This is a genomic window from Cellvibrio fontiphilus (assembly GCF_042646205.1).
GTDB lineage: Bacteria > Pseudomonadota > Gammaproteobacteria > Pseudomonadales > Cellvibrionaceae > Cellvibrio > Cellvibrio fontiphilus_A.
On sequence record NZ_JBHRTF010000003.1, the window covers coordinates 656384 to 677991 of the forward strand.

At 46.6% G+C, this 21608-nt stretch carries 18 protein-coding genes; 4 read left to right on the forward strand and 14 right to left on the reverse strand.

Features of this window, described 5'->3' with window-relative positions:
- The first annotated feature begins 16 nt into the window (after positions 1-16).
- Both glgA and pgm read left to right on the forward strand, forming a co-directional pair.
- Positions 17-1459: a glycogen synthase GlgA gene (glgA, locus tag ACFODX_RS08400; RefSeq protein ID WP_378117993.1), complete on the forward strand. Its 1443-nt coding sequence runs from the start codon at positions 17-19 to the stop codon at positions 1457-1459.
- Positions 1460-1622: 163 nt separating this feature from the next.
- Positions 1623-3266, forward strand: coding sequence for a phosphoglucomutase (alpha-D-glucose-1,6-bisphosphate-dependent) (gene pgm / locus ACFODX_RS08405; protein WP_378117995.1), 1644 nt, complete (start codon positions 1623-1625; stop codon positions 3264-3266).
- Between the two features lie 93 nt (positions 3267-3359).
- On the opposite strand, the gene ACFODX_RS08410 is transcribed toward pgm, so the two are convergent.
- The 7 genes from ACFODX_RS08410 to ACFODX_RS08440 form a co-directional block, all read right to left on the reverse strand.
- Entirely contained in the window at positions 3360-4214 is an 855-nt protein-coding gene (locus tag ACFODX_RS08410; protein ID WP_378117997.1) for a pirin family protein, read from the reverse strand.
- Between the two features lie 9 nt (positions 4215-4223).
- A complete protein-coding gene (locus ACFODX_RS08415; protein WP_378117999.1) occupies positions 4224-4619 on the reverse strand; it encodes an OsmC family protein in 396 nt (131 codons plus the stop codon).
- Positions 4620-4652: 33 nt separating this feature from the next.
- A complete protein-coding gene (locus ACFODX_RS08420; protein WP_378118001.1) occupies positions 4653-5132 on the reverse strand; it encodes a pilin in 480 nt (159 codons plus the stop codon).
- A gap of 27 nt (positions 5133-5159) precedes the next feature.
- Positions 5160-5414 (reverse strand): GNAT family N-acetyltransferase, encoded by a 255-nt coding sequence (locus tag ACFODX_RS08425; RefSeq protein WP_378118003.1) that lies wholly within the window; start codon positions 5412-5414, stop codon positions 5160-5162.
- A 101-nt stretch (positions 5415-5515) separates the two neighbouring features.
- Positions 5516-6919 carry a 30S ribosomal protein S12 methylthiotransferase RimO gene (rimO, locus tag ACFODX_RS08430; protein WP_378118006.1) on the reverse strand — a complete coding sequence of 468 codons (1404 nt, stop codon included), beginning with the start codon at positions 6917-6919 and terminating at the stop codon, positions 5516-5518.
- A 99-nt stretch (positions 6920-7018) separates the two neighbouring features.
- Positions 7019-7786 carry a hypothetical protein gene (locus ACFODX_RS08435; RefSeq protein WP_378118008.1) on the reverse strand — a complete coding sequence of 256 codons (768 nt, stop codon included), beginning with the start codon at positions 7784-7786 and terminating at the stop codon, positions 7019-7021.
- 142 nt (positions 7787-7928) lie between these two features.
- On the reverse strand, positions 7929-9098 hold the full coding sequence (locus ACFODX_RS08440; RefSeq protein WP_378118010.1) for a MalY/PatB family protein: 1170 nt from the start codon (positions 9096-9098) through the stop codon (positions 7929-7931).
- 104 nt (positions 9099-9202) lie between these two features.
- Here ACFODX_RS08440 and ACFODX_RS08445 point away from each other — a divergent pair, with 104 nt between their 5' ends.
- Entirely contained in the window at positions 9203-10069 is an 867-nt protein-coding gene (locus ACFODX_RS08445) for a hypothetical protein (RefSeq protein ID WP_378118012.1), read from the forward strand.
- Positions 10070-10174: 105 nt separating this feature from the next.
- Here the strand turns inward: ACFODX_RS08445 and ovoA are convergent, their stop codons facing one another.
- Both ovoA and ACFODX_RS08455 read right to left on the reverse strand, forming a co-directional pair.
- Positions 10175-12376 carry a 5-histidylcysteine sulfoxide synthase gene (gene ovoA / locus ACFODX_RS08450; RefSeq protein WP_378118014.1) on the reverse strand — a complete coding sequence of 734 codons (2202 nt, stop codon included), beginning with the start codon at positions 12374-12376 and terminating at the stop codon, positions 10175-10177.
- A 34-nt stretch (positions 12377-12410) separates the two neighbouring features.
- Positions 12411-13265 carry an ATP-binding protein gene (locus ACFODX_RS08455; protein ID WP_378118016.1) on the reverse strand — a complete coding sequence of 285 codons (855 nt, stop codon included), beginning with the start codon at positions 13263-13265 and terminating at the stop codon, positions 12411-12413.
- 98 nt (positions 13266-13363) lie between these two features.
- On the opposite strand from ACFODX_RS08455, the gene ACFODX_RS08460 reads away from it, so the two are divergent.
- On the forward strand, positions 13364-14035 hold the full coding sequence (locus tag ACFODX_RS08460; protein ID WP_378118018.1) for a response regulator: 672 nt from the start codon (positions 13364-13366) through the stop codon (positions 14033-14035).
- A 188-nt stretch (positions 14036-14223) separates the two neighbouring features.
- Here the strand turns inward: ACFODX_RS08460 and ACFODX_RS08465 are convergent, their stop codons facing one another.
- Genes ACFODX_RS08465 through hemB form a run of 5 tightly spaced genes read right to left on the reverse strand, consistent with a single transcriptional unit; the run spans position 14224 to position 21590 of the window.
- On the reverse strand, positions 14224-17880 hold the full coding sequence (locus ACFODX_RS08465; protein WP_378118020.1) for an ATP-binding protein: 3657 nt from the start codon (positions 17878-17880) through the stop codon (positions 14224-14226).
- Between the two features lie 6 nt (positions 17881-17886).
- The gene (locus tag ACFODX_RS08470) at positions 17887-18645 is read right to left on the reverse strand and encodes a DUF4194 domain-containing protein (RefSeq protein ID WP_378118021.1); all 759 of its coding nucleotides are present in this window, start codon (positions 18643-18645) and stop codon (positions 17887-17889) included.
- Positions 18638-20158 carry a Wadjet anti-phage system protein JetA family protein gene (locus ACFODX_RS08475; protein WP_378118023.1) on the reverse strand — a complete coding sequence of 507 codons (1521 nt, stop codon included), beginning with the start codon at positions 20156-20158 and terminating at the stop codon, positions 18638-18640. Before ACFODX_RS08475 ends, ACFODX_RS08470 begins: the two co-directional genes overlap by 8 nt.
- A 30-nt stretch (positions 20159-20188) precedes the next feature.
- Positions 20189-20590: a DUF3012 domain-containing protein gene (locus ACFODX_RS08480; protein ID WP_378118025.1), complete on the reverse strand. Its 402-nt coding sequence runs from the start codon at positions 20588-20590 to the stop codon at positions 20189-20191.
- A gap of 22 nt (positions 20591-20612) precedes the next feature.
- Entirely contained in the window at positions 20613-21590 is a 978-nt protein-coding gene (gene hemB, locus ACFODX_RS08485) for a porphobilinogen synthase (RefSeq protein WP_378118027.1), read from the reverse strand.
- Between the last annotated feature and the right edge of the window lie 18 nt (positions 21591-21608).

Here is a 21608-nt window from a genome sequence, read left to right on the forward strand (position 1 = left end):
AGAGCAAGGATTACTCATGCAGAAAATTCTCTTTGCAACCAGTGAGGTTTATCCCCTTATCAAAACCGGCGGGCTTGCTGATGTAGCTGCCAGCCTGCCGCGCGCGCTGTTAAAGCTTGGGCAGGATGTAAAAATCCTGCTGCCGGCTTACGCGAGTGTGATGCACAAGTTAACCTCGGGCGTAAAACAAGTTGCGCAATTGCAGATCGAAGGGCGAGAAATTTCCATCAATCAAACCCGGCTGCCCGGCTCACGTCTGAATGTGCTGCTGGTGGATATCCCCGAGTTTTCGGAGCGTGAAGGTAACCCCTACTGTGGGCCAGATGGTTCAGATTGGTTTGACAACCATAAACGCTTTTATTTGTTTTCCAAGGCGGCAGAGCTGATTGCCCTTAATCAGGCACAGCTGGATTGGCGACCGGATATAGTCCACTGCAATGATTGGCAAACTGGTTTGATTCCTGCCCTGCTCTCTTTACACCCTCAGCGCCCTGCAACCGTTTTTACGATTCACAATCTCGCCTATCGCGGTCTGTTTTCCTATCAGGCATTTGCCGATTTGAATTTGCCGCAAGGCTTCTGGCACCACGAGCGCCTGGAGTTTTATGGGCAGATGTCATTTATGAAAGGCGGCTTGGCCTTCGCGGATTATGTCACCACGGTTAGCCCCAGCTATGCCAATGAAATACAGCGCCCCGAATTTGGTTGCGGCCTGGATGGATTGATGCGCTATCGCAAGGAATCACTTGCAGGCATTTTAAATGGCATAGATATGGATGAATGGAACCCCGGTACTGATCCTCACATCAGTGTTAATTACAATCGCCGAACCCTGGGCAACAAAGTCAAAAACAAATTGGCGCTACAAGCTGATCTGGGCTTAAACGTGGATGAAAAAACGCCGCTCTTGGGTTTTGTGGGGCGGTTGGTTGATCAAAAAGGGGTTGATTTGATTCTGGCCCAAATGCCGCGGCTGCTGGCAACTCAATGCCAACTGGTCATTTTGGGGAGTGGTTTCCCTCATTTGGAAGTGGCGCTGCAAAAGATTGCAGCTGAACATCCAGGTCGGGTATCCGTCACTCTGGGTTACAACGAGAGCTTTGCTCACCGGATTGAAGCCAGCAGTGACATCTTTCTGATGCCATCACTATTTGAGCCCTGCGGTTTGAATCAGCTTTACAGTTTGCGTTACGGCACACTGCCCGTAGTCCATGCGGTGGGCGGCCTGCGCGACACAGTATTTGAAGAGTCAGCGGAAGCTATCACTGACAAGGGTAATGGTTTTGTTTTTCATCACCCCACAGCGGAGTTGTTGTTCGAGGCGATTAATCGCGCATTACAACTTTATCAACAGCCTGCCCTGTGGAAGCAGTTACAGCTTAATGCCATGAGTAAAGACTTCTCATGGGATCAAAGTGCACAGCAATATCTCAACATCTATGAAAAGCTATTGGCTTGATTCCTCAGGCGGCCAGCGCAAGGCTGGCCGCTTCGGTGCATCTGCTATAAAAGCAGGCTACCATATGGCAATAAACCCGGGCTTACAGGCCTTGGCGCAGCAGGAAAATGATTAAAACCAGCATTTAGCTTTCAGCAAAAAAACCATAATTTCAGGAGTTTTTATGTCTACCAGCCCCCTGGCCGGAAAGTTGCTACCTCAGGATTTACTTGTCGATTTGCCCAAGTTGATCGACTCCTATTACACCAATAAGCCGGATTCAGGCGTTGCTGAACAGCGCGTGAGCTTTGGGACTTCCGGGCATCGGGGTTCATCCTTTGCCAACAGTTTTAATGAAAACCATGTGCTGGCTATCAGTCAGGCGATCTGCGATTACCGCACTCAAGCAGGTATCAACGGCCCATTATTTATAGGCATAGATACCCATGCCCTGTCTGAGCCTGCGCAAATTAGCGCGGTAGAAGTTCTTGCTGCGAATGGTGTGGAGATTATGTTGGCACAAGGGGGCGAATATACCCCTACACCGGCTATTTCCCATGCCATCCTCACCTACAACAAGGGGCGCACCAGTGGCTTGGCTGATGGTATTGTCATCACCCCATCGCACAACCCTCCCGACAATGGCGGTTTCAAATACAACCCACCTAACGGCGGCCCGGCTGACAGTGATATCACCAATTGGATGCAGGCGCGTGCTAATGAGTTGCTGGAAAATAACCTGCGCGATGTAAAACGTATGGATTATCACCAGGCATTAAAAGCAGCCACAACGCATCACCATGACTATGTGCATAACTACGTTAAAGATTTGATCAATGTTATTGATATGGAAGCAATTCGTGGTGCGAATGTGCATATGGGGGCCGATCCTTTGGGCGGTGCCGGTGTGAATTATTGGAGTGCAATTGCTGATCATTACCAGTTAAATTTGAAGGTGCTCAACACCAGTGTCGATAAAACATTTTCATTTATGACCGCAGACTGGGATGGAAAAATCCGTATGGACCCTTCCTCTGCCTACACAATGCAAGGCATGGTTGAGCGCCGTAATTTATTTGATGTGGCCTTTGCCTGTGATGCCGACCACGACCGTCATGGCATTGTGGCGCCTAGTTGTGGCCTGCTGCCTCCCAACCATTACCTGGCGGTTGCGATTCAATATTTGTTTCAGCATCGCCCACAGTGGGCAGCCAATACCGCCATAGGTAAAACGGTGGTAAGTAGTGCAATGATCGATAAGGTCGCCCAAAAAATTGGGCGCCGTTTGTATGAGGTGCCTGTTGGGTTCAAATGGTTTGCACCCGGTTTATTTGATGGTTCACTGGGGTTTGGTGGTGAGGAAAGTGCCGGTGCGTCTTTCTTGCGTATCGACGGTAGTGTCTGGACTACCGATAAAGATGGCATTATCCCCTCGCTATTAGCAGCAGAAATTAAAGCCAATACCGGCCGCGATCCCGGTGAATGTTACAAGTTGTTGGCCGATGAATTTGGTCATGCTGCGGAAGCGCGTGTTGAAGCTCCTGCTAATACTGCGCAAAAGAAAGCACTTTCCAAATTGTCTCCGGCGCAAATTACCTCGACCGAATTGGCGGGCGATAAAATTGAGACGATTCTGACTCATGCTCCAGGCAATGATGCCGCGTTTGGTGGTATTAAGGTGATGAGTAAAAATGGTTGGTTTGCTGCACGCCCATCAGGCACAGAAGAAATTTACAAAATCTACGCTGAAAGTTTTAAAGGCAAAGAACATTTGCAAGAGCTTATTGCAGAAGCGCAGGTGATTGTGAATAAGGCGATATCGGATTAATTTGACCGCTCAGCTTCACCAAAAAAATGCCCGATTTAATCGGGCATTTTTTATCACTACTATTAAAAAGTAATAACACATAACGATTTATTTTCAGGCTTTGGGCAGTGGAATAAAATCCGTTTCCCCTGGAACCATTGCAAACTCTTGTTTTTCCCAGCGCTCGCTAGCCGCGCGCAGTTTTTCGCGGGATGAAGCGACAAAATTCCATAAAATAAAACGCTCACCAGCTAATGGCTCACCGCCGAGAACTAAAATTCTCGATGCCTTTTCAGATTCAATGACAGAATTTTCATCCAGCACTGCAAGATGAAATTCAGCTACTGGCTCGCCGTTCACAGTCACTGAACCCCAAGCGACATAAATAGCCAACTCCTGCCCCGGAAAATCTGGCTCATAGCGAGTTGCTTCGCCCAGCGCCAGATCCAAATAGGTAGTAATACTGGCTGTTTTTACTGGCGACTCCACACCAAAGGCTTTCCCGATTAACACCTGCGCACTCATGGTGAGCAAGTTAACCGATGGAATTGTTTCTGCCGGATAGTGCGCAAAGGCTGGTTCACATTCTTCGGCCTCCAGCGGCAATGCGAGCCAGGTTTGTATTCCCTCAACAGGTGTGTTTCCGGCACGGATATCGGCGGGTAAACGCTCCGAGTGAACAATGCCGCTACCGGCTGTCATCAAATTAATTGCGCCCGGTTCAATTCGCTGAACGACGCCCAAGCTGTCACGGTGCATCATCGCGCCGGTAAACAAATAAGTGACGGTGGCCAAACCTATGTGAGGGTGTTGTCGAACATCATCCGAAGTGGTGCCAAGGCTGAATTGTGCGGGCCCCATGTGGTCTACAAAAATAAATGGCCCCACTCTTTGTTTAACACGCGATGGCAATAAGCGTTTTACGGGAAAACCAATATCCTGAATACGAGGAGAAATAATCAGTGCCATAACTTACCCCTAAACGACTTGAGTGTTTATGTTAATGGTGGCATGAGAAAGTAATTTATGAATCGGACACTTTTCTACAATAGACGACAGCTGTTGGCGCTGATCGTCATTAAGGTTGCCGATAATTTCTAATTTGAGCGAGAGTTGGTACTCACCTGATTTTTCTTTGCTGTTATCGCGCTCAATGCTTACATTGATTGATTCCAGAGGCATTCCCCGACGCTTGGCAAACATGGTCAAGGTAATTGCCGTGCAGGCAGCAAGGGAAGAGTCCAGCAGATCGTGTGGGTCTGGTGCGGAATTCTCTCCGCCCAGATCAGCATCAACATCTGCAAACAAATTATGCGCCCCGATAGTGATGCGTTGACGGTAGGTTCCACTCGGGTCTTTCTCTAATTTGATCATGTAAACTCTCTTGGTTAATGCAAAGATTCAATCTCAAATTCTGCAGTTTATTGGTAGATCTTTTAATTCAACATTAGTTCTATTTTCGCCCACTGCTTGCATTCCCTCGGGCACGGCCCCTTTTCCACAGAGCCAGGAGATGGGACTCTGCGGTGAATCTTTTACCGCAATGGGTTGGACGCTGAGAATTTTTTCTTTGAGTGAAGGGTGGGCTTTGTTGCCGAAATGAATGTGAAAAGCGCCCTCTTTTAATTCAATTCGATCCACATAATTTCCCAGCAATTTTTCTGGCTCGGGAATTCCTGCCTCTTGATTGTTTTTTAAAAATACCAAGGTGTTTTTGTGATAATAAGCAACTAATTTTTTGTAGTCCTCTATCAACTCCATGGATTCGGTGACTTGGCGGCGTGCGATAGTCGGGTCCGCCTTGGGTATTGCCATTAATGCCAGAATTGCGATGATGGCGACCACCACCATCATTTCAATCAGAGTAAAACCACGCCGTTTAATCACACTTATTCCTTTCTGCCAGAATTAAAATTAACGAATAAATTTTGCAACGTACCAGCAGCTGGCGTGCAGTTCAAAGCCCTGTGCTTGTGCCCACTTAATTCCTGTGCGCACTAATTTTTCTGCAAAACCTTTGCCGCGACATTGTGGTGGCACATAAGTGCTGGTGAAATCTACAGCAGGTGTTGTGCCGTGAGAGAATAAACGATAACTCAGTATCGCTTCGCTGTTATCGCATTCAAGAACAAAACGCTGCTGTTCCGGTTGGTGCTGTATGTCAGGCATAGACCTTACTCCGCAATGAAACCCTAGTGTAGAACACAACGCATAAAAAAATCCCCCAGTGTTTTCACAGCTGGGGGATTCGGCTTTACCTGTGTGGCGCGTTAGACTTTGGTGCCCCACAGGTCGTACTCGTCCGAGTGTTCGATAAGCACATTTACCAAGTCGCCGGGTTTTACATTCTCTTCACCATTCAAGTAGACGCAGCCGTCGATCTCGGGTGCGTCAGCAAAACTGCGACCTATGGCGCCCTCTTCATCAACTTCATCGATCAGCACTTGAAGCACCTGCCCTACTTTCTGCTTCAAGCGTTCAGTGGAGATTTGTTGCTGCAGCTGCATAAAGCGGTCGTAGCGTTCTTGTTTGATCTCATCCGGTACATGATCGGGCAAGTCATTAGCCTTGGCGCCTTCAACTGGCGAATATTGGAAGCAACCCACGCGATCCAGCTGCGCCTCTGTTAAGAAATCCAGCAGCTGCTGGAAGTCAGCTTCTGTTTCCCCGGGGAAGCCCACAATGAAGGTAGAGCGAATGGTTAAGTTAGGCACTTGTTCGCGCCAGGCTTTGATGCGCTCCAGTGTTTGTTCCACTTGTCCGGGGCGGCGCATTTTGCGCAGCAGTGTTGGGCTCGCATGTTGGAAAGGTATATCCAGATAGGGCAATACCTTGCCTTGTGCCATCAAAGGAATCACGTTGTCTACATGTAGATAAGGATAAACATAGTGCAAACGCACCCAGACACCCAATTCACCCAGTGCGGCAGCTAACTGATACATGTCTGTTTTGAGCGGGCGGCCATCCCAGAAATCGGTGCGGTGCTTAATATCGACACCATAGGCAGAGGTATCCTGGGAAATGACCAGTAATTCTTTTACCCCGGCTTTCACCAGGCGCTCGGCTTCACCCATTACCTGCCCAATCGGGCGGCTCACCAGCTTGCCGCGCATATCGGGGATAATGCAGAAACTGCAGGAGTGGTTGCAGCCTTCGGATATTTTCAAATAAGCGTAGTGGCGCGGCGTCAGCTTAATACCCTGTGGTGGAACCAAATCAGTAAAGGGATTGTGGGTCGGGCTGGGCGGCAGGTGTTCATGTACCTGCGATAACACCTCTTCATAGGCATGGGCACCGGTAATACCCAAAACGTTGGGGTGAACCTGGATAATTTCGTCTTTTTTGGCCCCCAAACACCCCGTGACTAACACCTTGCCGTTCTCTGCGAGCGCTTCGCCAATCGCCCCTAAGGATTCCTGTACCGCACTGTCGATAAAGCCACAGGTATTGACTATCACCATGTCCGCATCGTTGTAGGTGGGCACTATGTTGTAACCTTCGGTGCGCAATTGGGTCAGTATGCGCTCTGAATCCACCAGGTTTTTAGGGCAGCCAAGCGATACAAAGCCGATGGTATTGCCTTTGGTGCCGCCACTTTGCGCCTGACTGGCAAGTGTTTTGGCTGGCGTGTCCAGAGTGGTGGTTTGGGAGGGGTCAAAGGTATTAACAGTCATAGGATCTCAAGCAGCTGGTCAGTCAAAAAAAGGCGCTCATTGTAGGCGTTTGAAGGCTAATTTGCATTCAACTGACAAAAATTACTTTCCCGACGAGGTTTATCCGGATGTGTTTTTCTGCGGCAATATGGCGATGAAGCGACTGAAGAGGCCATTGGTGTCATAGGCAGCAATCTCAAACTCCAAGTTACCTTGAAGATGGCTGAAGTAATGGTTGTTAACATACCCGCCAGTAATCCGCACCGAACTGAAATTCTCTGCTCCCTTCTCGCGATAGCGGATTTCATAGCCCCCTACTTCTTCAACCCCGAGGTAATCTCCATTTTCCCTGGCTGAAGGCACAGCCCAGCTCAGTAGTACTGGCCCGTTAATTTCACTGTTGGATTGACTTGAACTGGTGTTGGAACTCAATGGCGACAAAGACGAATCTGACGAAAAAGAAATGGCTGAAGATGAACTTGGCGCCGGTATTGACGCATCCGGGCTGCTGGAAACACTGTCAGAAGCCACTGAGGATGTCAGGGATGAATTAGGTGGTGTTTTGTTGCTGCCCGAAGGGCTGGTCGTGCCTGCACCCCCGCCTCCCCCACAGGCGGTGGTTAATAGGGGGGCGACAAAAGACATGATCAAGGTTGCGTTGCGTAAGCGGCGCTGCCAACTCAGGGTGTGGGTTAACTGGCCTCTATCGATGAAACCCAGTTCAATCAGAATTTCACCCAAAGGTTCGACGGAAGTTTTGCCGGTGCCTTCGCGTAACAATTGGCGAGCCTGCTGTATTTCAATTGCTTCACAAAGCTGTTGGCGTGTGATGATGCCACGCTCGACCAACATATCGCCTATTCGATGTGATTTGGCTTGCTCGGACATGACATTACCTCTTGTCAGTTGGCGGCCGTTAACAAACAGACTCTTTAATACCAGTTAATTAAAAAAATTAACATTAATTTATGACCATTGATAAAATAGCACTACAATATGTTATTAAATAAATAAGCATCAACCGATTAATTTATAAATTATTTATATTCTGCTTGATACTATTAAGTGCGCTAGTAATAACCGATCGCGCACAGCCAATATTCATTCGCATAAAACCACTAGCCTCCTTGCCAAATACTATGCCCGGGTTCATTCCTAATTTGCATTTGCGAATAAAAAAATCTTTTAACTCATGATCGCTTAATCCCAAGCCACGACAATCCAACCAGAGTAAATAAGTTGCCTCAGGCTTTATTAGTTTTATTGAGGGAATTTCATGTTCAATAAATTCTGCAACGTAATCGCGAGTGGCTTCCAAATACACCATAAGTTCATCAAGCCATTGTTCGCCGCCGCTATAAGCAGCTTCAAATGCCACAATACTCAGCGGGTTGTGATTGGCTGAATGCAAATATTCAAATGCCTGTTTCATTGCTTTGCGTTCCGCTGCACTGGGAATAATCAATGCGGATAGCCCAAGCCCTGGAATATTAAAAGTTTTATTGGGTGCTATGGTGGTGACTATTTTGTCGCTTGTGCCGGCTAAGCGGCCGAGCATAGTGTGTGTAACGCCTGAATAAGTTAAATCGCAATGAATGTCGTCAGACAAAATAGTTAACTGGTAGCGGCGACTGATATCCAACAAACGTTCCAGCTCGCCACTACTCCATACACGCCCTACCGGATTATGGGGCGAGCATAATAAAAGTAATTTTGCCCCTTGTTGTGCGCAGGTTTCCAAATGCTCAAAATCCATTTCATAGCGACCGTTTATTTCGCGTAAAGGGTTCTCGATTAATAAACGATTATTGGATGTAACTGCCGAAAAAAATGGAAAATACACTGGCGGTTGCACAATCACTCCCTCGCCTTCCCGGGTAAATGCGTGTACTGCGGCGAATAGCGAGGGCACCACACCGGGCGCAAATACAATCCACTCCTGTTCAATCTGCCACTGGTGACGCCGGGCAAACCAATCAATCACCGCTTGATATAAGCTGTCGGGGTACAGCGTATATCCAAAAATGGGATGTTTGATTCGCTCTTGCAGTGCGCGGGTTATACAGTCGGGTACCGCAAAATCCATATCTGCGACCCAAAGTGGCGATAGATCATCAGTGCCAAAATAGTGTTTGCGGCCATCAAATTTAACCGAGTTGGTGTGCTCTCTGTGAATGATTTGGTCAAAATCGAACGGCATAAAATTATCCTGTTACACTTATGTGGGTTAACACTTTAAACGACATTTACAGCAGAAACCGCTGCATGCTAAGAATTTTTTTGACCTGCCTACTGGCCTTAATCATGTGCCCTGCTTCTGCAGCTGGCGATGTTTCCAGCCCAATGATTGTCCGCATTCCCTATATGGAGCGTGAGGCTGCGCACAGGATCTATGCTGATGAACTTCTGCGCTTGGCATTGGAGTTATCAAAAGATAAGTACGGGCCTTACAAAATTATCCAGCAGCGTCAGGAGACTGTCATTCGGCGACAATTGCTGGAGGTGGAATCCGGACGAAACCTTTCATTGGCTGTTTCCATGCCGACACCGGAATGGCTGGAAAAGACACATCTGGTGCAGTTTCCCATTATGCGGGGTTTGGCCAGTTATCGGCTATTTTTAGCGAGCCGCAATAACCTTCATTTATTTGAAAAAGTGAATACTATCGCCGATTTAAATCGCTTCACTATTGGCCAAGGGCAAGGTTGGTCAACTGCAAAAATTTTAGAGGATAACGGCTTCAAACTCATTTATGGCGGCCCTTACCCTACGCTAATTCCTATGCTCAAAGCCAACCGGTTTGAGTTGTTGATGCGCAGTATTTATGAGGTTGAGCCGGAATTAAAAGCCTACCAGCAGGAAATGCCAGAGCTAATGATTGTTGAAAACTTCGGTTTGTTTACTTACTTGCCTATGTACTTTTTTGTCTCCAAAAATCAGCCTTTGCTAGCCACTCGTCTGGAGTACGGATTGCATAAGGCATACACAAGCGGCAAGGCTGACAAGTTGTTTGAGGATCACTTTCGTAACGCTTTGAAGCTGCTGCGTAATAAAAGCAGGAAAACATTTTTTCTTGCTAATACGAATATCGATAAATCCTTTTTTAAGAAGGATCAGCCTTTTTTACTAAAGGAAATTATTGAATTAGAAATACTCAATCGCAAACACTGAGTTAACGTTGCTCTGTGCCTTTTAAAATATAAAGGCAACGCAGCTGCCTGCATTGCCTTTATATTTTTACTTTTAATATGCTTCGCTTTTGTATTTTATTACTGATTAAGCGATTCTTTGCCAAAAAGTAACTTCAGATAAACTGTGCTGGAATTTGCGTTTGGTTTCACGAATCACAAATGGCACCTCTACTGGCCCCTTAATCAAGCGGAAGTGATTACCCAAGTGCGCTTGCAAACCATCCAGTGTAGTAAAACTTTCACCGTCCTTTTTAAAACCACCGATCCATTCCTCACGCGGCGTATGTTCAGTGAGCCAGGTATAGGGTGATGCTAGCATCAGTACGCCTCCGATATTCAAACGCTCATGAATGTTATCGAGGAATTTTGCGGGGCTGTATAGTCGATCAATTAAATTGGCAGCCAAAATAAAATCGTAACCAGTAAAAACGGGTTTAAGGTTGCAGGCATCGCCCTGAAAAAACTCCACTTTATGCGCAGTGTTTGACAATCCAATGTCTGTCAGCGAGCGGGATTTGTAGGAGACTAATTCACCTTCATCAGTCAATGTGTAGCGCAATGTTTCCCCTTGGGTTAATTGCACTCCCTGACCAATAAAACGCGCGGAAAAGTCGATGCCAGTGACTGCATCAAAAACACGAGCCAATTCAAAGGTGGCGCGCCCGGAAGCACAACCTAAATCCAATGCTTTATGCTTGGGGGAATCACCCAGGGTTTCCAGTGCTAAATCAACCAAAGCTTTGGAGAAATTTGCAACACCAAAATATTCATCACCGTAATGGAATTCGGCGTACTCCGACATTAATCGGTCAGTTTCGTAATGGGAGCTAGGCAAGGGTTTAATATCTCCTGAGACAATGTAGCGAAAACCAGCGTGTTGAAAAAAGTGGCGACGGAATGCATAGCGGGATGATTTTAATGATTCATTGCCGCATGAAATCCATGAGCCACCTTTAATAAGATTATGACGCTCATCAAAGGTGGGTGTTGTGAAATCGTCGTAAATCGGATGAACCTCAAAACCATTGAAGGGATAAATAGGCGTTTCAGTCCACTGCCACACATTACCAATCACATCATAAAAATCGCCGTGCGCAAATTGATTAACGGGGCAGGAAGATGCACCATGATCCAAATGAATATTGGCGGCAGCAGTATCATCGCCCACCGCATTTACACCACTGTGTTCGTATAGGCGATACCACTCATCTTCAGTGGGAAGACGCACATTCATACCAGTTTCGGATTTTTTCCAATTACAAAAAGCTTTAGCTTCATGGTAGTTGACTTCTACCGGCCAATCCCAAGGCATAGCTATTTCTTCCGTCATCAAACGCAAATACCAACCATTGGTTTTTTTGACCCAAAACGTAGGATGCTGAGCCTTGGTATAAGCCAGCCAGCCTTTACCTTCTTCCTCCCAATTGTGAGAATTTAAATATCCACCAGCTTCGACAAATGCCAAAAACTCCTGGTTGCTGGTTAAATATTTTGCCGCTTTGAACTCACTGATATCCGATTGATGTTCACCGTATTCATTATCCCATCCATAAAAGGGATCTTGTTTGTTTTTGCTGATATGAACACTGCCAGCAGGCACACTAATCAATTCGTTCGCTGGTGCAGTTCCCGTAACACGTGCTGGCTGCCAGTCGGGAGAACTTTTTACGAATTCCAATTTGTGTTGACGAATTAATACAGAGGAGGTTTCAAGGTGAATGCGCTCATGTTCAACTCCCATAATGATTGCCCACCAAGGGTTATTCCAATCAACGGGAAGCTCCAGCGGTGCAGTTTCAATCAGGTTGATAACCAACGCCCGAACCTGATCGCGATAGGCTTTTACCTCGGCCGGTGTAGGCCATTGATAGTGTGCATCATTGAGATCATCCCAACTCATTTCGTCCACACCTACAGCAAAGATTGACTCAAAGCGCTGGTTGATACGCTGGTTGATCATGCGAGTCAATAAAAGCTTATTCACAAAAAAGGTGGCAGTGTGGCCAAAATAAAAAATCAACGGATGGCGCAGTGAAATGGGTTTGGTGTAATAAGCCTGATCGTTTGCCAAACAACTGAATAAAGACTCGTAGCAGTCAAAAGTGGACTCAAAATAATGGCGTAATACCTTTCTAAAGCTCGCGTCATCATCACTGCGTAGATTGGGTGTGCGGGCAAACAATCCTCTAGGAGAGAGCATCTGGAGTGGCGGTAGCGGCGAAGGAACAAAGGTCGCGGTACTCATGGTGGCCGAAGCCTTAGGTAAGGTATTTGGTCCTGAGTGCATGGGTATACTCCTGATTCATGTCCTGAAATTAAGGCTACTGCTGGCGCCCTGCGTAGTCTTTGGCGAACTGCCAGGCTACTCGACCACTGCGTGCGCCGCGTGTTCTATGCCAGAGCAGAGCGGCTTGTTCCGCCGGTTTGTCCCATTGGGCGCCCAAGTGATGAACCCAATATTCGGCGGCAGCGAGGTAATCATCCTGGCTGAAGGGGTAAAAACTTAACCAAAGACCAAAGCGCTCGGATAGCGAAACCTTCTCTTCCACGCTGTCGTTTGGCCGAACTTCCCCATCTTCATTGCTGACATCCAGATTTTCACGCATCTTTTGCGGTAGTAGATGACGTCGGTTACTGGTGGCATAGAACAGCATATTCGCAGTTGGAGCAGAAATAGATCCATCCAGCACCGATTTCAATGCTTTATAACTGATTTCCCCTTCTTCAAAAGACAAATCGTCGCAAAATATTATGAATTTTTCAGGGCGCTCCCCCAGTAAATCAACAATTTCACTCAAATGTAATAAATCGGTCTTATCGACCTCGATGATCTTTAAACCCTCAGCAGAGAAGGCTGTCCATACCGCCTTGATCAAGGTTGACTTACCAGTACCGCGCGCGCCGGTTAACAACACATTGTTAGCGTCGCGACCGGCGACAAATTGTGCGGTGTTACGAAGAATAGACTGTTTCTGGTGTTCGATATTCTTTAGTGAGTCCAGCGCCACGCGGTGCGGGTGTTTAACGGCCTGCAGGTAACCTTCACCATTCACCTTGGTGCGCCAGCGAAACGCACTTGCACTCCAATCCGGCTCAGGCTGCGGGCGTGGCAGTATTGCTTCAACCCGGTCTATTAATTGTTCCAGGCGGTTGATAAAAAGGTCAATATTTGACACCTTGGTTTTTCCTCGGATTTGAAGTAAGTAACTAGCCAAGCAATAAGTCTGGGCTATATTGTAAGAAATTTAGTGGCGATTAAAACAAAAGGTTTCCTATGTTTACCAGACAGGAGCTGCAGGTCATCAACCGAGCCATGGCGCAAAAGCGCGACTGGATTACCAAAAATCTGGATAGCGTGGATAGCGAAAGGAGCCGCGCACAACTGCTGCAGGATTTACCCCTGATTGAATCTACTTTGCAAAAAATCAGTGAAAAGTTACGCACCACCGATGGCAGCTCTGCTAACGAAAGGGTTAATCACTATGTTTCAAACAAGGTGGTATCGCCTATCCGCCAGGCTGCCTTTGCACGGCGCCAGGACTTAACGCCCGGTCAGATTCGCGTACTGGTTGTAGATGATGACCAATTAATATGCGAGTTGATTAACGCATTTTTACGTGCATCGGGTATTTATCAGGTGGATTTTGCCAGCGATGGTTTAAAGGCGATTGGCATGATGTATGAAGCCAATCCGGTCTACGATTTGGTGTTGTGCGATTGGAATATGCCAACCAAATCGGGTATTGATGTCCACAATGCTATGCGCGCTGCCGAACGCTATTTGGGCACAGTATTTATATTGGTAACTGCTGTGACTGAAGCAAAACAAATCCGTGCAGCTATTGAGGATGGAGTAGATGACTATGTGGTTAAACCAGTAGAGCAAGACAAGTTGCTCAAAAAAATTATCCGCTTCTTTCCCCGTGTCACTTCAAGTGACTCTTGATAGATTGTTGCTAGGTCTGCTGATAGGTTTGCTGCGCAAAAAACACAACTATCGCCAATAGTTACTGAGCAACACACAACACTATTTTTAGTGTCAACAGTGGGACAACCCTAGGGCGAGCAATGCTAATAGAGATTAGTGCTCGCCCCTCGGATTATCTGATTGCCATATTGACTCTGAGCTTGATTCTAAGCTTCAACCTCCGCCATGAAGTCCAATGCTGCCTGCTGACGAATAGCTCGACGATGGTTTGCCATGAGTTTTTTAATTTTCTCCTGGTCGCACACTTGCCTATCCAGCATAACGCGAGTTTTTAATTCCCCTACCGGTTCAGCAGTTGGGCACTTACTGAATACAAACTGGTTTGAAATCAAATCCATAAAGGGGCCTGACTTACTACTGGGCATAATAAAGTTCAGCTGCAACCCCAAACTTTCGGTCAAATAATTAATAACCTCGCGTGAGCGATGTTCGTCCATTTTGGAGAAGGCCTCATCCACCAATACCATACGCAAGTGACTACTGCCTTCATTAAAACGGAACGCCGAAGTAATGGCAGCGCTGCGGATAATATAGGCGGGTGTTTCCAATTGGCCGCCTGAACCGGTTCCGTACTGGCTTAACGGAATTGGCGCCTTACCTTCTGGTTCTTTGTATATTTCATAGCGGCGATAATTGCGATAGTCAGCGATACGAGTTAATTCGCGCAATGCTTTTTGTTCATCTTCATCCAATAGCATTGTCATCAAACGTTCACGCACCCGCTGGTGTTTTTCATCCAGCTTCATTTCAAATAAAGTTTCACCTTCACCCAAGCTTGGGCTATCAATGACCGCTTTAAAGAATTGCCAGTACTCCTTGAACTCTGGCACCCACTCCCAATCAAAACGGAAACGCTCCCGGTCAGCACCAAAACGGTGATGCTCCAACTCTTTATTTAAATCCTCAAGGATTTTTTTGCCATCATTAATTGCTTGGTAAATGGAGTGGCATAGGTTGGTAACAAATGCGTTATTAAAACTTTCGCGCAACGATTCGATTTCTTGATGTCGCTGGGCGAGGATATGATTCTTGTCGCGATTATAGAGCGCATCGAATTGCCTGCGCATTTCGCAAATCGCTCGAAAATTTGAGCTGCCTAAATCATCACTGTAGTCGATATCAAATAAAATCGCGTCACTGCTGGCACAGAATTGGTTGTGAACCATTGCAGCTTGTTGGAGCCGATGCAGAATGGTTTTTAATTCAGAATTTAACGTGACCAATTTAGCTTCAAAATAAGGAGCCTTGTGTAGTGCCACCTCTTCATCGGCCTGTTGTAAGCGTAGGTCTGCATCAAAATCAGGCCAGAAACCGCTAATCGCTTGAAGATTGGCTTCACACTCATCGACCACGGCGAGGGTTTTATCTTGTTCTGCATCCAGCTTGTGGCAGAGGTTGTCCGCAAGTTTTAGTTCTGCCCGACAATCAATTTGTGCATTATTGAGTTTGGCAAATTGTTGGTTTTGCTCAAGCAAGCGTAGCTGAAGTTCATGCAACTCTGCTTCCAGCGCTTTGGTATCACTTAAATCCAGCTGTTGAAGCTTATTGTCAATCGCATCGATTTTAGTCTGTGCCGACAACATGATTTGTAATGTTTCGGCATAAGCCAGCGATTTCAGTCGATCAATTCCAGCCAGTAAAATCTGCACTTCTTCTGCATAAGTAATTGCAGCTTGCCATTCGCTAACCAGTGCATGAAATTCATTGCGTTTAGCCTCCAGCGCACGCTCGCGGGCGCCCTGCCCAAACACTAATTCCGAATCCGCCATGTCGCAGCGGAACATCGCATAATTACCAGAGCCCATCCCCTCCTTGGTAAGGCCGCGACGGGTATTTTTAAGTTCTTTAGCATTTTCTACACGCTGAACATTGCCATAACTTGCCTTGATGTAAGCTTCCGCTGTGGCGTGAGAGAAATTCATAATTTGAATGATGGAGTTGGCTGCCAGCTCCCCGGATTTTTCCAAATCCTTACGCGCTTTATCACCTTGAATGATGCGGGCGCGATTCCCCTGCCCGGCCATATTACGCACAATAGCAATTGCTTCTGCCTCAAATTCAGGCTCCACAATAATGCCAAAACGCGCCGCACCAATATAGCCTTCAATTGCGGCCTGCCATTCGCTATCAGTGATGTCTACGTAATCGCATAACACTCGCGCGTCTGCTTTAGGACATTGGTTAGCAATCGCATCCAATGCAGCACGAACAAAACCTGGATAGCTGACTTGACGCGACTCCAGCGTCTGGATTTCACGGCGTTTGATCTCAGTATTTTTTTGCAAGCGCTCCGACTGGGCTTTGCGTTTGTCCCTTTCCTGCGCCAACTGGTCGCGCAAGTTGGTAAGCATAACACCGGCGTTGATTTCTTTCTCAAACAGGCTTGCTACAAACGCATTGTGTTGCTTTTGCAAACCAAGCACTTTTTCCAATTGCGGTTCGAGTGGGCTTACTTCTATCAAGTCACGATTCAGTAACTGATGAATATCAAGATTTGCTGATTCATTGCACAGCTCCTTTAAAAGATCCATCAAGTTGGAATCTTTAAACGCTGGCATATCTACAGCAATCGATGTTTGACGCAGCGCTAGTGATAATTGCTGCGCTGCCTCAAGGTTAATCACCATTTGTTGGTGCTGTTTGCGCAATTCGGGCACTTGCGCCTGAATCAATTTTTCCTGCGCACTTTTTTCTTGCTCAAGCTGGTCTTTATCGCGTAAGGCTGGAACGCCCAAACGACGTGCTGTTGCAGCTAGAATCAATTGGTTTATTTCATCGCGCTGCGCTTCACAGGCAACTAACGATTGCTGATGAACCGCGGATGTTTCGCGCAGCAATTGTTGTTTATGCTTGGCATCCAGATACAAACCTTGTGAGTCAGCATAACGACGCTTGGCAAGCGAGTATTGAATGACCTGCTGCTCCAGCCAACTGGCAATAAAGTTATCGGACCATTGGCGCCCCTGCGCCATACGCTCTATGCCCTGACGAAGACTGCGCGCATCTGACTCCATGGTATGAATTCGTTTAAGCATACTGGAGACACTGCGAATGGCCTCGCCCAAATCCCGATATTCAAGAATTTCGTTGGCAACAAATTCATCGATACCTTTAATCGGTTTGTATGCCATAAAACGCGAAAAAGCGCGTGCAGCATTCATGGCTTCACGTTCAGAAATTGCATCTTTTTTGCCGCGCAAAATCCCATAGAGCCGGCAGAGGTAGGACTTTTTCTTGTCGTACTTTTCTATCTGTTGTTGGCCATACTTACGGCGTAAACCGGCGTAGAGCTTGTCCAGTGGTACAACATATTTGTGGCTCTTTTCTTCCTTTAGCAGATCACTCAAGCCCAGCTCAACATCAGCCAAAATATAAAATTGAGCCTCATCCAAACGCGCCACTTTTTGTAGGTTGGCTCCCTGCCCTGAAGTTTCCAGAAACGCACGCATACCAATTAATGCGGTAAAGGGATCGCTGTTTTCGCCCTGGGTTGGATGAAAAATAGCAGCCAAATAACCATCGCACCCCTGCGGACGAGAATAAGCACCGTCATCACAACCTAAAACATAGGATGCCAAAGTGCGCACCAGTTTCCCGCCACGACCGCGCTGGCTGGATTCATCTTGCCCGGGGTTAAAATGAAACAGGTTGTCATGCGCAGCGGTCATGATTGTTTGTATCGCATCGGCTGCTGTTGTTTTTCCTGAACCGTTGCCGCCGGAAAACAAATTAATTGGGCCAAAATCAAATTCTGTGTTGGGTACATTACCCCAATTAACGTAGATAAATTTTTTAAGGTACATAGTGCATTATTCTTCGGCGGAAAATAGCGAGCGATTAAAAAAAGGCGTTGTTTTAATACTGTTGGAATTAGCGATGCCAGGTTCTTGCTCAGCCTCTACTTCATCGTCAACCAAGAGAAGATTATCCGCGAGATGGCTGCGAATTTGCTCCAACCACTCGTTGCTGACCAGATTAATAATCAGCGGGCGAATCTTTATCCAGCTTTCGCCGGACTCAATATCTGATTCGGCAAAAAAATGAATTAAACGTAGCTGACGCAAGCGCTTAAATGCCTGGCGCCTTTCACCCATATTTTCAGGCAAATTCCGGCGCAATAAACTTTTCATTGCAACGGCAATTGCTTCAAGGGATAAGGTGGCACAACCCTGTTCGTCAATGCCGCCTTCGCGCAGGGCTTTATCGTACTCAGCGCGCAAGACCAACACCAATGCAACTTCATGCTGGTTTAAGCGGTTGCGCAAGCCAGCGTTAAACGGCTCATCCGTTTCATCTTCCATTCCCGGCAAGCGAGCACCCGGCGGTAAAATGCGCACAAATCGAAAATGACTGTCATGCTGAAAACGAATGCCCATTAAGCCAAGATAATCATTTATCAACTCATGAATACGCAAAAAGCGATCATAGAGCTCCGCTTCGACCTGACTGTCGTCACGACATAAAACACCGTAATCGAGTAAACGTTGCACCAATTCACGCCAGTTATCTAAGCTCAGGTTATGTTTATCCAGCTGCTCTTGTAATAGCGAACTTAACGCACTAGTCATTGGTTTTACCTTCGTCGGTCAAGCAAATTACAAATTCATCACGCTGTTTAAAGTAGGCGTCATTCTGTATCAAGGGTGATTGATGCAGCCACTCACTGTTTTGTTTGATGCTAAAGCCATAACGGGAAGAAAGGTTATCTGCTGCCCCCACTTCAATGGCGTGGGATAAATTCAACAATTCCTGCATTGATTCCGCGTGCAACTCACTGCTGCGAACTTCGCCTTTCTCCAGTAAGGCGCGCTTTACATAATCGCGCAAACTGGCAGACTGAAAAATGAACGCTTGGTCCAAAGCCTGTTGGATAAATAAGGATTTCTGCGCATCCGCATCCAGCGCTTTATCTTCATCCAGTGTCGAACGCACAACTTGAATACTGCGCGGTGCACGCAGTTGAATCTGTGCAGGGTCAATAAAGCCTATTTGAATTCCAGCAATCATCTCACCTTGAGCGATTAACAATTCATCTTGCTGCTCCAGTGATAGTCTGCCAATCGCACGGTATACATCCATCAATTCATCCTGGCCCCGGCTGTTAATGTAGCTGAGCTGGCGAATGATAATGTCGGCGCGTTGGGTAAATGTATTCAACGCACGGCGCAGTGCTGGAAGCATAATTTCACAGGCATTTTTTAAGCGCGATTCAATCGTTTGCAGTAACGTCTCTAGCAGCGAAACACCTTGCACTACTTTTTGTGGTAGTGCTTTGCGCAAGCGAATTTCCATAACAGCGCGCCAATCTTTGGCTGCTGTTTCTGCATCGCCTTGTCCATATTTTCGTTTGCGGCGGATTTTACTAATAATGTCGGAAATCTGATCACGATATTTTTCAACACTATCCGCTGACAAACGCACCTCAAGGTCAGGCTTAAACACAGTCTCCATAAAGTCAAAGAATTCATCGCTCGCCTGCTGAATTAATTGGCGCGATTCAACCTCACGCACAAGCTGCCGTTTGCGCTCTTCCAACTCGGCGATCACATCAGTAAAGTCACTGATGATTCGTTCGGAATACTCGTAAGCATCAAGCAAATCATTAATTTCGCCCTGATCATAAAAAGCTTGCAGGCTATTACGCGTATTACGTGTGTTGCGATTGCGTGTGCGAAATTGATTTGAATCGTTATCAGCAAAAGGCTGGGTGAATAACCGCCCAATACGACTAAAGCCGTAACTACTTTGCAAGCTGGTTTCATCGACTTGTTTTTCAAGCCAGCCGTTTTCAATAAGGCGATTGATGATAAAACCCGCAAGATCGCGCTGTGTTTTAAAGCGCCCTTCGCTTGGGTCTTCTACTTCACTGGTATCAACCTCAAGATCAGCATCGAGGATAGGCGCGCGAGCGATTGCCTCTTTAAAGATATCAACCAATTGTTCGCGATTGATGGCATGACCATAATCGCGCAAATCGGTATACAAACGCTGGTATAACAAACGCAAACATTCAGCGACAAGTGCGCGATACTTACCAGTGAGAGGATTAAAAAAATGTTGGCGGGAGTCGCTAAAAAACATCAGAAAACTTCGCAGTGCAGCAGCATTAGATTACAAACAGTGTTTGGCAAATAAGGATTGTTCTTCAGGCGTCCATTTGTCGGCATCTTTAACCATCATTACTTCACACCAGTCATCGGTACCCACCTCTGGCATTACCCCTTTTAAGGCGGCAACGCGGTCGATAGATTCTTGTGGTTTCATATCCGGCATGGTTACCGGGTTATTCCCGGCTTGTTGATTGGGTTGCTGTGCCTGCAATTCCTGCTCGGCTATTTCAGCCATTAAGTTCATCGTTGCGACGACTTGAGCAGCATCTGCCTGCTCTTGTGTATTAGCTACAGCGGTTTTTTTGGTTTCAGATTGAATCATAAGTACGCCCACCAATAAGACCAAGAGGCTGAGAACCAGCAATGCAACCAGTAATTTATGTTCACGAAAGAATAACATCATGCTAAATATCCTATGAAATGCCTTACAGCCAATCAGCCATTTTCTCAGCGTAATAAGTAATAATTAAATCGGCGCCGGCACGCTTAAATGCAGTCATAGTCTCGAGTACAATTGCCCTTTCATCAATGACGCCAGCCGCTGCCCCAGCTTTAATCATCGCGTACTCACCACTAACATGGTAAACCGCCAAGGGGCGCGATGAATTTGCGCGGATATTGGCAAGCACATCTAAATAAGCCATGCCCGGTTTTACCATTAAAATATCAGCGCCTTCCATTTCATCTTGCATAGACTCAGCGAGTGCTTCACGACCATTTGCCGGATCCATTTGATAGGTATTACGCGTACCTTTAAAACTACTATCTACCGCATCTCTGAACGGTCCATAAAACGCTGAAGCAAATTTTGTCGAATAAGACATCACCGGAATATGAGTAAAGCCTGCACTGTCTAACGCTTGGCGAATAGCGCTGATCATGCCATCCATCATGCCTGATGGTGCAATCATATCCACCCCGGCCTGCGCCGCCAGCACTACCTGCTTCTGTAGGTTTACAAGGGTTTTATCATTATCTACATCGTTATTTGCAACTACACCGCAATGCCCGTGATCTGTATATTCACAAAAACAGTTATCGCTAATGACCAGCATATCTGGTTGAGCGGACTTTGCGATTTTAATCATTCTGGAGAGTAACCCATGTTCGCACCAGGTATCTGAGCCCTCATGATCTTTGTGTGTCGACACACCAAATAAAATAATTGCACGCACGCCTTTATTCCAGGCGCGATTAACAATGTCTGCCAAATGTGTTTCAGGATACCGGAACACATCAGGCATGGATTTGATTGCTACTGGTGCGCTAATCCCCTCTTCAATAAAAATGGGCAGAATAAAATCACTCATCTGCACGCGGGTTTCGCGTACCAACTCACGCAGTGCGGTAGTTCTGCGCAGACGACGAAAGCGAAAATCGGGTTTGGTTAAAGGAATTTGCATAAATCGACTCAACAGAAA